Origin of the sequence: Acinetobacter sp. TUM15064 (genome assembly GCF_008980265.1) — a bacterium.
GTDB lineage: Bacteria > Pseudomonadota > Gammaproteobacteria > Pseudomonadales > Moraxellaceae > Acinetobacter.
This window is the reverse complement of record NZ_BKFU01000016.1, coordinates 20,451-32,620: the sequence shown is the minus strand read 5'-3', so window position 1 is coordinate 32,620 and position 12,170 is coordinate 20,451. Positions and strand designations below refer to the sequence as shown.

The window sequence follows — 12,170 nt, the reverse complement described above, 5'->3', positions numbered from 1 at the left end:
CGATTCAACCTCCTTTTGATAAAAGGAGGATTTCATCAAAAAATAAACTCTTGGTGAAATTACAGAATACAAAGCATTTTAGCGGAGACAGCAATGCAAATTTTTTACGATAAAGACTGCGACTTATCTATCATCCAATCTAAGAAAGTAGCAATCATTGGTTACGGTTCGCAAGGTCACGCGCATGCGCTTAACCTTAAAGATTCTGGTGTAGACGTAACTGTAGGTTTACGTGCTGGTTCTACTTCTTGGAAAAAAGCTGAAAATTCGGGTCTTAAAGTTGCTGAAGTTCCTGCTGCTGTAGCGCAAGCTGATGTAGTGATGATCTTGACTCCAGATGAGTTCCAATCACAACTTTATCGTGACGTGATCGAGCCAAATATCAAAGAAGGTGCAACATTAGCATTTGCTCATGGTTTCTCTGTTCTTTATAACCAAGTTGTTCCACGTGCTGATTTAGACGTGATCATGGTTGCGCCAAAAGCACCAGGTCATACAGTACGTTCTGAATACCAACGTGGTTCAGGTGTTCCTGACTTAATCGCGATTCACCAGGATGCATCTGGTAATGCACGCAACGTAGCACTTTCTTATGCTTCAGGCGTAGGTGGTGGTCGTACAGGTATCATCGAAACTTCATTCCGTGAAGAAACTGAAACTGACCTATTTGGTGAGCAAGCAGTTCTTTGTGGTGGTGCAGTAGAGCTTGTTAAAATGGGCTTCGAAACTTTAGTTGAAGCAGGTTATGCACCTGAAATGGCTTACTTCGAATGCTTACACGAACTTAAGTTGATTGTTGACTTGATGTTCGAAGGTGGTATTGCAGACATGAACTATTCAGTATCGAACAATGCTGAATATGGCGAATACGTAACTGGTGTTGAAGTGATCAACGAACAGTCTCGTGAAGCGATGCGTAATGCACTTAAACGTATCCAATCTGGTGAATATGCGAAGATGTTCATTCAAGAAGGTGCGTTGAACTACCCATCTATGACTGCTCGTCGTCGTCAAAATGCAGCACATGGTATTGAAGTAACTGGTGGTAAGTTACGTGCGATGATGCCTTGGATTCAAGCAAACAAAATCGTAGATAAAGAAAAGAACTAATTTCTTGAATCAATTGATTTGAATGCGAAGACCCACTCTATTTGAGTGGGTTTTTTTATGTTTAAGCTTAGGTACCTCAACAAGATAAAAGCAGTGCTTTTATCTTTTTTTGTACCTTGGATTCAAGGAACAAACTCGTAGATAAAGATTAAACTAAATTCTAGTTTAATCTTTAAAGAATCCTTGTTTTTACAAGATTTTTTTCTGCTATGCGTTGAGTGTTGGTTGTTCTAGTGACGGTGCCGCAGTAGCTCACAATGCTAAAAATAGAGCCGTCACTGTGGTTTTAGCACTAAAAGAGGGTGCTTAGGGGGGGAGTTCCAATAGAAAAAACACAAATGAATGATCTGTTTTTGTGGCTATATCTTAGTTCAATATTCTTTATAAAATTATTGGATTAATAATGTTTTTGTGGATTTTATTTTTCATAAAGAAAATCCTAGAAAAGAGTACTTGAGATTACATTTAGGTTTGAAGTGTCGGTTTAAGTTTTCTAAAAAGCACATTCATGTAATTTTTAAGTTTGAAAGTGAGGTTTTGGTCATCTTATTCAATCCCTAGAACTGGGTAAATAGGATGTGAATAAACTTTCGGTTTTCACGAAGTAATCGCTATAAATGTATAAAATATTTGAAAATTCAACTAAAAAAAGAATGAAAAATGAAATTTTCAGCAAAATAAGAAATTATTCAATCGAAGATGTAATGAAATGTAAAACTAAAATGTCATAAATTTCCAATATAAAACAGGGAACTATTTTAAATATTAAAATGCACAAAAAAAGTGCATACCTGAAAGTTGTGTAACTATTTTTTGGGACTTCAAAAATATAGGATATGTAAAAATATAAATAAAAATAGTTATTTAAATTTACTTTTTTAAAAAATGCGTACTTGTTGTCTTTTTGAGTGAAAAGGGGCGTATAGGTGGTTTTTTGTTCAGAATAACTACAATTAAAACACGCTTAACAAAAAGCTTGGTAGCCAAGAAAGGCCCAGTTTTGATTAAGGGTAACCATAACAATTAATCAGGTTTTAAAAATAAACGTCCCGGAGAATGGCTATGAATAAGTTAGTTCAAACATCTTTAATGGCAGTTGCATTAGGTCTTGGCTCAACAGCGGTTTTTGCTGATGATGAAGGTGGCGAAGCAGCACGTGGTGGTGGCGGATATAATTGGGGTAACTGTACTTCACTTGGTTGTGAAAAAGATATTCCAATTAAATTGGAAATTCCTAAAAAATGTGAAGTGCTCGGTGGTAGTGCCATTACGTTGAATAAAAATGGCGGAACTCAGAGTTCAACCTACACTGTGCGTAGTAATACCCACTATACGCTTAACATTCAAACAGCAAACACTGGTACAAGTGCCAGCACTTATGTGAAACATGAAGATGATGGTAGTGTTCGTGTACCAACAACAATTGTTACAAATAAAACAGGCGGTGGTGTGATTCCATTTGGTAACTCAAATCACAATGGTCTAGCTGATGATGTATACTCTGTATCTGTTACAAATGCAGCAGTAAGTGCCTTCCAACGTGCGGGTACATACAACGATACTTATAAAATTAAAGTTTACTACTAATCTGGTCAAACTAAGCCTAACTTGATCACAGTATCAGGTTAGGTTTTTTAAAATTATAATAAGGGGTGTAACATGAAAAGAATAATAGCAATTCTGGTGTCTTCGATGCTGTATATGTCGGGAACACATGCTGGTGTTTCAGTTGACCCAGTCCAAATGTATATTCAAAATCCCGCAAAGCAAAGAACAACAACATTAACCCTAGAATCTAAAGATGAGACAGAAAAGCGAATTTTTGAAGTTAAAGCATTTAAGTGGACTCAAAAAGACAATGGCGAAAATGTGCTTGAGCCTGACAATAGTTTAATTATTAACCCTAAGAATTTTATTTTACAAGCCAATGGTAAGCAAACCATTCGCGTCGGTTTTAATCGTCCGGTAGAGTCGGTTTTAGAAGGGCAACAAGAAGGGACATGGCGTGTGATTGTTGATGAAATTCCACAGGCTGTAAAAGAATCTTCAGTAAATTTTCTGGTCAGCTTTAATTTACCCCTCTTTGTTGGTAAGCAGGAAGATGTTAAACTAAATTTCAAAGTTGAAAATAATAAGTTGATTGTTAAAAATAATGCAAAATCGCATATTCAAATCGCAAATTTGAAAATTGTAGATGCAAATAAAAAAGAAGTTTTTAAAACGGAAACCATGAATTATTTGCTTGCAAATAAAAGTATGTCTTATGATCTAAACAATACACGAATAACAAACCCTAAAAATTATTACGTTCAATTGTTTACAGATAAGAACGATAAAATGGTGGAACTCAAATTCTCGGATTAGTCCAAGGTGGGGGGTGTAATGAATACGAAAATAAAAATACTGATCGTTATTCATTTTTTTTTAGCACTCAATGTAAATGCCAGTGAGGGTGTGCTGGAAGAAAATATTGCGAACCTTTGGATTAATGATCTAGATCATCATACAGATGTCGCCTTATTAAAGCAGGGCGATCAATATTATCTTGAATGTCAGGTACTGGCAGAACGTCAAATTTCAACTGCGCAATTAAAAACCTTAGCTTCGCGACCAGAATTCTGCTTGGTGTCATCAAGTGGTGTTCAGTCAACTTTTGATGATTCATCGCAATCCATTAAGCTCACGATTCCAACAGAACTTTTTGAAACGGACTTTAATGCATTAAACAATAACATCATTCCTGAAAAGGCCAGTTTTGGTGGTTTTATTAATTATGATTTCGTATATGCCAATAGCAATAATAATGACTCTTATAGTGGCTTGATGGAGTTAGGGGTTTTTAAAGATTACTGGATCATGAAAAACTCCATGCTATACCAGAACACCCCTACAGATGAACGTGTGGTGCGACTCAGTAGTAGTGTTGATTTTGAATTTCCCAAAAATATGACTCGGTTAACCATCGGTGATACCACTACAACCTATAATCCCTTGATTAATTCTCTACGCTTTGCGGGATTGAATTGGGGAACAAATTATACCGAGAGACCAAACTTTATTTATTGGAATATGCCAAGTTTACAAGGCAGTGCGCGGGTTCCTTCCACAGTTGATTTGTATATCAATGGAGTAAATATATACAGCCAGAAAGTCAGTCCTGGTGATTATAATTTATTAATGGGTGCGCAAATTCAACAAGCAGGTAATGCTCAAATTGTCGTTGAAGATGTACTTGGAAATCGAAGTGTGCAGAGTTTTCCGATCATGGTAACCAATCGGCTGCTACGCTCAGGCTTGAATGAGTATAGTATTGCTGTTGGTAAATTACGTTATAACTATAATATGGACAGTAGTGATTATCGTGATTTCTTTGTAAATACTTATTATCGAAAAGGACTGACAAACTCTACAACGCTTGGAACAAACTTGTCATACAGTAAAGATATACAAAATGTAGGCTTTATGTGGACGCAGGCTGTTAGCAATATTTTTGTTTTGGATAGTGTAGTCCTTGCATCTCATGATGATGATAACCAGTTTAATTATTCTTATGGATTATCTGCAAGTAAAGACTTTGGCCGTTTCTCAATGGGGGCAAGTTCTAAATATACAGAGAGGAATTTTAAATTTCTTGGAGATGAATTAGGGGTTTCTTCTAATTACCCAAAATTTGAAAATCTTGCTTACTTTGGTATGAGTAATGTGCCGTATTTACAGAATGTTAATATTAATTATGCCGAACAAAAATATTATGATGACCCAGATTTTCCGAATAGTGATCAGAAAGTCATTAATATTGGCTTTAATCGAAATTTCGGACGTAGAGTCTCCTTTGGTTTAAGTTATTTCAATGCTTTTGGTGATCGTAAGGATTCTGGCGGGATTCTGTCACTTAGTTATAGTTTTGATGATAAGTCGGTTTATTTTAGTCAGTCAGCAGATCAGAATACCAACCTTCAATTGGTTAAATATGACTCTAATCAGGTTGGTTTCGACTATTCAGTTGGGGTCAATCGTCGTAATGATGAAACGATGTTTAATGCAAATGGTGTAGTAAAAACTGACGTGGGTGATTTGGATTTCTATCATATTCAAGGTCGTGATGATCGCGAAACACAGCTAAACTACCGAGGTGCAGTAGTCTGGTTAGGTAATAAACTCAGTTTCACTAAAATGGTCGACAATGCATTTACATTGGTTAAAGTGGGTGATTATCAGGATATTGATATTTTGAGGTCATTGACTTATGTTGATAAAACCAATAAAAAAGGGTATGCGTTTATTCATGATATTATTCCATATGTAAAATATGATATTGCATTTGATCAAAATCAATTACCTGTGGAAGATAAAATACAATATTCAAATAAACAATTAACAGCATTGAACCAACGTGGTTATATTATAGATTTTCCTGTTTTTCATGCAAAACAAGTCAATATAAGACCATTAGACAGTAATAATAATACTTTTGCACCAGGCTCTGAACTTTATATTAATAATAATGGTGAAGGGGAAGTTTATCCGATTTCTACTGATGGTAGTGTCATGCTTTATGGTTTGATTCCTGGTACATATAATATACAGATTAAAACCAAAGATGCGCGCAGTTGTTCAGCAGAACTCAATATTACAGATACAGTAAATGAAGAGAATCAACCAGCAATGGATCTTCATTGTAAATAGATGGAGTAGTAGTGCCATGAAACTGAGAGTTGTTTTATTCGTGTTTTGTGTAGGAGCATCAGCTTTGACCTATGCAAAACAGTGTCAAATTGAGCGCTTAACCTCAAGCCAGCTGAATTTGAGTTCTTCTTATCTAAGTCAGGCTGCGACTTCTTTTTCAGTCGCATGCGATAGTAATTATGCGATTAAGTTTAATTCTCGTAATTTAATGAATGCAACGGGTAGCAGTTATTTAGTGAATGAGAAAAATCATAAACTAAGAACGCAAATGAATATTTCGGGTGCGAGTGCTTCGCGTTGGAATAGTCCTATCTCACAACCTGCAACTGCACAAAGTAAGTTTGTGGTATTGGTGCAATTGATGGAGCGACCAACGGCATTGACGCCAGCTGGAATTTATCGAGATAACCTTTATATTAACTTAATGTTTTAAACGAAGTGTAATGCTTCATATATAAAAGATATGGCCAAGTGGCCTATCTTTTTGCGTGGGGAATGTTAAATTAGTTTCATCATTCAATCATCAAACTGTCAAATAGTTCAGTTAAGCTTTACTTAAAATAAGAAAAGTTTGGTGTAGTATGATCGGTTCAATGACAACAAAATTATTCAAACAGCACAATTTCCCCGAACCACAGCGGTTTTATTTAAAACAACAACATCAACAAAATTTTCAGCAAGAGCTTTCCCTGCTTCAAGAAACTCTTAAGCCTAAATTAAAAATTACTATCGTGACTGAAACATGGTCACCAGAAATCAATGGTGTCGCAAATTCACTGTTACAATTATGTAAAGGCTTGCAAAAACAGGGGCATCGCATTCAGTTGATTCGCCCAATGCAAAAAAATATATGCACAGAGTTTCAGGCCGAACACGAGTGTTTAGTCTGGGCGAAAAGTATTCCAAAATATACGGAGATGCAATTTGGCATGCCTCAGTATGTCAAAGTCAGCAAGGCGATTGAGCGTTTCAGTCCAGATGTCGTGCATATTGTAACGGAAGGCCCTTTGGGATTGACTGCGCTGTATGCCGCTCAAGCGCATCAAATTCCAGTATCTAGTGGCTTTCATTCAACTTTTCATGATTTTAGTCGCTTTTTTGATTTGGCTTTGCTGGTAAAGCCGATTGAAAGCTATCTTCGTTGGTTTCATAACCATACGGTACTCACTTGTGTGCCGAGTCAAACCACGTTAAATCAACTTCAGGATTTTGGAGTGACCTGTCCTTTGGTTGAGGTTGGACGAGGGGTAGATACCATACGTTTTCAGCCAGAACATCGCTCGGAACAAATGCGTCTATATTGGCAAGCAGATGCAAATACCACTGTGCTTTTATATGTAGGGCGTTTATCTCCTGAAAAAGAGGTGGATGTGCTCATTCAAAGTTATTTGAATATCAAGAAGCAGTCATCACGCAAATTTAAAATGGTGATTGTGGGGGATGGGCCAGATCGTAAGCGTTTAACGGAGATGGCCAATGGTTCAGATGTGATTTTTACAGGCAGCTTAACAGGACAGTCACTCGCTCAAGCCTATGCCAGTGCGGATGTTTTTGTTTTTGCTAGCCAAATAGAAACTTTTGGCAATGTGGTGCTTGAAGCGATGGCAAGTGGTTTACCTGTGGTGGCGTATAATTATGCAAGCCCGCAGCGATATGTCCAACATGGAAAAACAGGTTGGCTGAGTCCTTTTGGACAGGTGGCACATTTTATGCAAACGATTATACAGTTGCCAGCGCAAACTGTACTTAAAACCATGGGTGCTCAAGCGCGTCAAGATATTGAAAGTGTTGGTTGGCAATATCCTGTGAAACAGTTTGAGCAAGCTTTATATCAGGTGGCGAGTCTGAAAGCATCATCATCGCTTCGTGGTTAAAATTGTAAATGAGTGCGGGTATTTATGGATGAGTTTAGTGAAGATCATCAAACTGTCAAAAATATCCTTTAAAATGAAGCGTAATAAAATCCCTTAGACGGGCTAAAATCGTCGGCATAACAATGATTTTCCAGCTGAACTTTCAACGTTGTTGTTAAGGAGAAGTGGTATGAATCTTAAAACTGCAAAAATAAGAATATTAGATTTAGATCTAAAGGGCTGTGTTTATCTTAATCATTTTTCCCATTCACAGACAGTAGCTAATTTTTTCAAACGAATCAGCCGATTGGGCGATGGTGTTTTTTGGTACACCATGTTGGCTTTAACTTGGCTGTTACAAGGTCTAGTCTACAGTCTGCAAATTGTGTATTTGGTTTTGGGTTCACTATGCGGTACTTTGATTTATAAGGTTCTAAAAATAAAAACGATTCGTCCACGACCTTATCAAGTGCATCAGGTGATTCGAATGGGTGAGCGACCGCTTGATCATTTTAGTTTCCCTTCAGGTCATACCTTACATGCGGTGATGGTGAGTACATTGCTAGGTTTCGTACAGCCAATTTTATTGATCCTTATGTTGCCTTTTACTGTTTTGGTCGCTGCATCTCGGATGATTTTGGGGCTACATTATCCAAGTGATGTTTTGGTCGGGGCTGCAATTGGCGCGGTTGTAGCAGTGGCTTTAATTTGTAGTGCACCACTTTTAAATATCGTGTTGTAAAAAAGTGCAGTTTTGCACAAAACAGACTAACGCTTAAATTTCAGAGTTTGCTACAGTACAGCATCTTCTATATTGTGATGAGACGCCACTATGGGCTTACGTTGGTCGGACACTATTGATATTGCTATTGAGCTCTATGAAGCTCATCCAGATGTCGATCCGCAGTGGATTCGTTTTACAGATTTACATGCGTGGGTGTGTGCCTTACCAGACTTTAGTGATGATCCTAACAAGTCAACTGAAGGGTTGCTTGAGGCAATTCAGATGGCATGGATTGACGAAGCACGATAATCCGTGCATCGAAAAAAGCAACTTTTTACAGAGTAAAAGCAGATAATTGTGCATTATCTCGGTATAATGCGCCAAAATTTTCATGTCTACATTGACTTAAGGAGCCAATCATGGCTATTGAACGTACTTTATCTATCGTAAAACCAGACGCAGTTGCTAAAAACCACATCGGTGACATTTTTGCTCGTTTTGAAAAAGCTGGTCTTCAAATCGTTGCAACTAAAATGAAACACTTGACTCAAGCTGAAGCTGAAGGTTTCTACGCAGAGCACAAAGAACGTGGTTTCTTTGCTGACTTAGTTGCGTTCATGACTTCTGGTCCAGTTGTTGTTTCAGTGCTTGAAGGCGAAAACGCAGTTCTTGCTCACCGCGAAATCCTTGGCGCAACGAATCCTAAAGAAGCAGCTCCAGGCACTATCCGCGCTGACTTCGCTGTAAGCATCGACGAAAACGCTGCTCACGGTTCTGACTCTGTAGCATCTGCTGATCGTGAAGTGAACTACTTCTTCGCTCAAACTGAGATTGCTCCGCGTACTCGTTAATTCGAAGTATTCAAACCAGATAAGTGTTATTATACTTATCTGGTTTTTTTATTCCCTGAATATATTTCTGCTCGTTTATTGAGCTTCTCCTTTCATCGTTAGACATGGTTTAGGTAATACACATGAGTACTGAAGTGGTCGCTGTCTCTACAGTTTCGGCTGAACAGCAACAATCTCCATCCGCTCCTGCACAGCAAAATTCTGTTGCGAAAGTGAACTTACTTGGCATGTCACGTCCGCAGCTTGAAAAATTCTTCGAAGATTTGGGAGAGAAAAAATTTCGTGCAGGACAGGTGATGAAATGGATTCACCAATTTTTTGTGACTGATTTTGCTGAGATGACCAATATCTCAGGTAAATTACGTGAAAAACTTGAAAAGTTGTGTGAAATTAAAGCACCTGAAGTGGTGCATAAGAATTATTCTAAAGATGGTACCCGTAAATGGGTTTTTCGTGTCGGTGAGGGCGAAGGCTCTTTAGTTGAAACTGTATTGATTCCTGCTGAACATCGTAGTGGTTTACGCCGTACTTTATGTATCTCATCTCAAGTCGGCTGTGCACTGGATTGTTCATTCTGTTCAACGGGTAAACAAGGTTTTCAGCGCGACTTAAACCCAGATGAAATTATTGGTCAGTTGTGGGTTGCAAACTATTCTTATATGGAAGATGTGCCTGTAGCTGAGCGTGAGCGTTCGGTAACCAACGTGGTGATGATGGGCATGGGCGAGCCACTACTGAACTATGATGCCGTATTGAGCTCAATGCGTATCATGCTAGACGATTTTGCTTATGGTATGTCTAAACGCCGTGTGACCTTATCGACTTCAGGTGTGGTCCCGAAAATTGATCAATTGGCACAAGATATTGATGTTGCATTGGCAATCTCTCTACACGCGCCAAATGACGAACTGCGGAATGAGTTGGTTCCAATCAATAAAAAATATCCATTGGCACAACTGATTGCAGCATGTCAGCGTTATATCGCCAAAGATGGCAATGAAAGTGCACGTAAGCATGTCACGATTGAATATGTGATGTTGGATGGGGTGAATGATCATCCTGAGCATGCGCAGCAGATGATTAAATTGTTGAAGAACTTACCAAGTAAAATTAATTTGATTCCGTTTAATCCATTTCCACATGCGCCTTATGGTCGTTCAAGTCGCAACCGCATTATTTCTTTCCAAAAAACTTTGTCTGATGCAGGATTTGTGTGTACGATTCGTCAAACGCGTGGCGATGATATTGATGCTGCCTGCGGACAGTTGGTGGGCCAAGTAGCGGATCGAACTCGTCGTGCAGAGCAGTGGAAAAAGAAAGTAGCAGAGAAAAACGAAATTCTACGTTCACAAGGATAATATAAGGGGATGCCAATTGAAAAAACCCGTTTCTAAACTTTACCTTGCACTGACATTGGGTGTGTCTGTGTGGTACTTAGTGGGTTGCCAAACCGTGAATACGAAAGGTGATCCGACGAAAGCAGTACAAGTTAGAACTCAGTTGGCAGCTGAATATATTAAGTCAAACGATTATGATACGGCGAAACGTACATTAGATCAGGCCTTAGACATCGACTCACGTGATGCATCTGCAAATATGATGATGGGTGTGCTGTTACAACGCGAAGGTAGTCCGCAAAATGTGGCAAAAGCTGAGCGTTATTTCAAGCATGCCATTGCGACTGAGCCAAAAAATGCACAGGCTCGTAACAACTACGGTACGTATTTATATCAAATTGGGCGTTATAATGACGCGATTGATCAACTTCAAGTTGCTGCTTCAACTTTGGGCTATGATCAACGTTATCGAGCATTCGAAAATTTAGGTCGTGCGTATATTCAGGTAGGTCGAGTAGCCGAAGCAGAAGCTGCTTTTAAACAAGCCCTACAGGTGAGTTCAAATGCCTATCTTGCCATGATCGAAATGGCGGAAATTTTATATTTACGCCAACAATACGCTGAAGCGACACAATATTATGAACAATTTGTGCGAGCCGTTGGCGAGAAAAACTTAGATGCGCGTGCGCTTTGGATCGGTATCCGAATTGCGCGTGCAAACCATGACACTTTGGGGTCGCAAGTACTGGTCAATCAGCTACGTGCCTTGTACCCAGATAGTCAAGAATACAAACGTTATTTGCAATTACAGTACACTACTGAGGCCGTATGGAAGTAAATCCTAATTCACCACAATCGAATGGTTCTAGCAATGCTTTAGGAAATATCCAGCGTCCAGGTGATTATCTTCGTCAAATTCGTATTGCACAAAAACGTGAATTAAGCGACGTTTCGAAAGAGCTCAATATTCCACTCAAGACATTAACTGCACTTGAGCAGGACGAATATACGGCACTTCCAGAAGCTACGTTTATTAAAGGTTACTATCGTACCTATGCGAAGTACCTGAAAGTGGATGCAACTACGATTATCCAACGTTTCGATGACATCTATGCCAATGATACGGGACTTCTGCCGAATCATGCTTTGAATAATTCGCCAATTAAAATTATGGGCAAATTGCCAGGTTCTAATCGCGACCGCAATCGTAAGTGGTTGAAACGCGGACTAGTTGCAATTGTTGTTATTGCCATTTTGGCAGCATTATTTGGTGTCATTCAAAATTGGTCAGGTGGTGCTGATGAGACGACAGCTCAACAAGCAGAATCAGATGTTCAAATTATTAATATGAATGGCGCTGCTGCAACCACAGGGGATCAGTTGAAACTTGAGTTCAATCGCCCAACATCTGTGCATATTGTTGATTCAACAGGTAAAGTTTTGGCAACAGGTCGTCAGGCTTCAACACTTGAGTTGTCTGGAGAGACCCCTTTTCAAATTCGTATTGATGATGCGGCTGCTGTGTCACTCAGCTTAAATAATGAAAGTATTTCATTGTCACCATATACCGTCGGTGGAAAAGCAGATTTCCGCTTGTCACGTTAATGGG

The 12,170-nt window shown here is 38.7% G+C and carries 12 protein-coding genes; all 12 read left to right on the top strand.

Annotated features, from left to right (window positions below; translation table 11 throughout):
• Window positions 1–93: 93 nt before the first annotated feature.
• The 12 genes from ilvC to GBI16_RS07200 all read left to right on the top strand — a co-directional run bounded on the left by ilvC (window position 94) and on the right by GBI16_RS07200 (window position 12,166).
• Complete coding sequence (ilvC, locus tag GBI16_RS07255; protein ID WP_086210463.1) at window positions 94–1,110, top strand: ketol-acid reductoisomerase; 1,017 nt, start codon at window positions 94–96, stop codon at window positions 1,108–1,110.
• Between the two features lie 1,062 nt (window positions 1,111–2,172).
• A complete protein-coding gene (locus GBI16_RS07250; RefSeq protein ID WP_086210462.1) occupies window positions 2,173–2,697 on the top strand; it encodes a hypothetical protein in 525 nt (174 codons plus the stop codon).
• Window positions 2,698–2,769: 72 nt separating this feature from the next.
• Window positions 2,770–3,474 carry a molecular chaperone gene (locus GBI16_RS07245; protein ID WP_151706817.1) on the top strand — a complete coding sequence of 235 codons (705 nt, stop codon included), beginning with the start codon at window positions 2,770–2,772 and terminating at the stop codon, window positions 3,472–3,474.
• Between the two features lie 18 nt (window positions 3,475–3,492).
• The gene (locus tag GBI16_RS07240) at window positions 3,493–5,796 is read left to right on the top strand and encodes a fimbria/pilus outer membrane usher protein (RefSeq protein ID WP_119064696.1); all 2,304 of its coding nucleotides are present in this window, start codon (window positions 3,493–3,495) and stop codon (window positions 5,794–5,796) included.
• A gap of 16 nt (window positions 5,797–5,812) precedes the next feature.
• Complete coding sequence (locus GBI16_RS07235; protein ID WP_151706816.1) at window positions 5,813–6,229, top strand: hypothetical protein; 417 nt, start codon at window positions 5,813–5,815, stop codon at window positions 6,227–6,229.
• A 148-nt stretch (window positions 6,230–6,377) separates the two neighbouring features.
• Window positions 6,378–7,670, top strand: a complete 1,293-nt coding sequence (locus GBI16_RS07230; protein ID WP_086210458.1) for a glycosyltransferase family 1 protein — start codon at window positions 6,378–6,380, stop codon at window positions 7,668–7,670.
• Window positions 7,671–7,839: 169 nt separating this feature from the next.
• Window positions 7,840–8,391 (top strand): phosphatase PAP2 family protein, encoded by a 552-nt coding sequence (locus tag GBI16_RS07225; protein WP_086210457.1) that lies wholly within the window; start codon window positions 7,840–7,842, stop codon window positions 8,389–8,391.
• Window positions 8,392–8,481: 90 nt separating this feature from the next.
• A complete protein-coding gene (iscX, locus tag GBI16_RS07220) occupies window positions 8,482–8,682 on the top strand; it encodes a Fe-S cluster assembly protein IscX (protein ID WP_086210456.1) in 201 nt (66 codons plus the stop codon).
• 110 nt (window positions 8,683–8,792) lie between these two features.
• A complete protein-coding gene (gene ndk / locus GBI16_RS07215) occupies window positions 8,793–9,224 on the top strand; it encodes a nucleoside-diphosphate kinase (protein ID WP_004697669.1) in 432 nt (143 codons plus the stop codon).
• Window positions 9,225–9,346: 122 nt separating this feature from the next.
• Window positions 9,347–10,582, top strand: a complete 1,236-nt coding sequence (gene rlmN, locus GBI16_RS07210; RefSeq protein ID WP_119064694.1) for a 23S rRNA (adenine(2503)-C(2))-methyltransferase RlmN — start codon at window positions 9,347–9,349, stop codon at window positions 10,580–10,582.
• Between the two features lie 16 nt (window positions 10,583–10,598).
• A complete protein-coding gene (gene pilW / locus GBI16_RS07205) occupies window positions 10,599–11,399 on the top strand; it encodes a type IV pilus biogenesis/stability protein PilW (RefSeq protein WP_086210455.1) in 801 nt (266 codons plus the stop codon).
• On the top strand, window positions 11,390–12,166 hold the full coding sequence (locus tag GBI16_RS07200; protein ID WP_086210454.1) for a helix-turn-helix domain-containing protein: 777 nt from the start codon (window positions 11,390–11,392) through the stop codon (window positions 12,164–12,166). Before pilW ends, GBI16_RS07200 begins: the two co-directional genes overlap by 10 nt.
• Window positions 12,167–12,170: the final 4 nt, after the last annotated feature.

Coding starts and splice junctions, on each gene's coding strand:
- GBI16_RS07200 (WP_086210454.1), top strand. CDS start 11,390: ATGGAAGTAAATCCTAATTCACCACAATCGAATGGTTCTAGCAATGCT.
- GBI16_RS07235 (WP_151706816.1), top strand. CDS start 5,813: ATGAAACTGAGAGTTGTTTTATTCGTGTTTTGTGTAGGAGCATCAGCT.
- GBI16_RS07225 (WP_086210457.1), top strand. CDS start 7,840: ATGAATCTTAAAACTGCAAAAATAAGAATATTAGATTTAGATCTAAAG.
- GBI16_RS07245 (WP_151706817.1), top strand. CDS start 2,770: ATGAAAAGAATAATAGCAATTCTGGTGTCTTCGATGCTGTATATGTCG.
- GBI16_RS07230 (WP_086210458.1), top strand. CDS start 6,378: ATGATCGGTTCAATGACAACAAAATTATTCAAACAGCACAATTTCCCC.
- ilvC (WP_086210463.1), top strand. CDS start 94: ATGCAAATTTTTTACGATAAAGACTGCGACTTATCTATCATCCAATCT.
- rlmN (WP_119064694.1), top strand. CDS start 9,347: ATGAGTACTGAAGTGGTCGCTGTCTCTACAGTTTCGGCTGAACAGCAA.
- ndk (WP_004697669.1), top strand. CDS start 8,793: ATGGCTATTGAACGTACTTTATCTATCGTAAAACCAGACGCAGTTGCT.
- GBI16_RS07240 (WP_119064696.1), top strand. CDS start 3,493: ATGAATACGAAAATAAAAATACTGATCGTTATTCATTTTTTTTTAGCA.
- GBI16_RS07250 (WP_086210462.1), top strand. CDS start 2,173: ATGAATAAGTTAGTTCAAACATCTTTAATGGCAGTTGCATTAGGTCTT.
- iscX (WP_086210456.1), top strand. CDS start 8,482: ATGGGCTTACGTTGGTCGGACACTATTGATATTGCTATTGAGCTCTAT.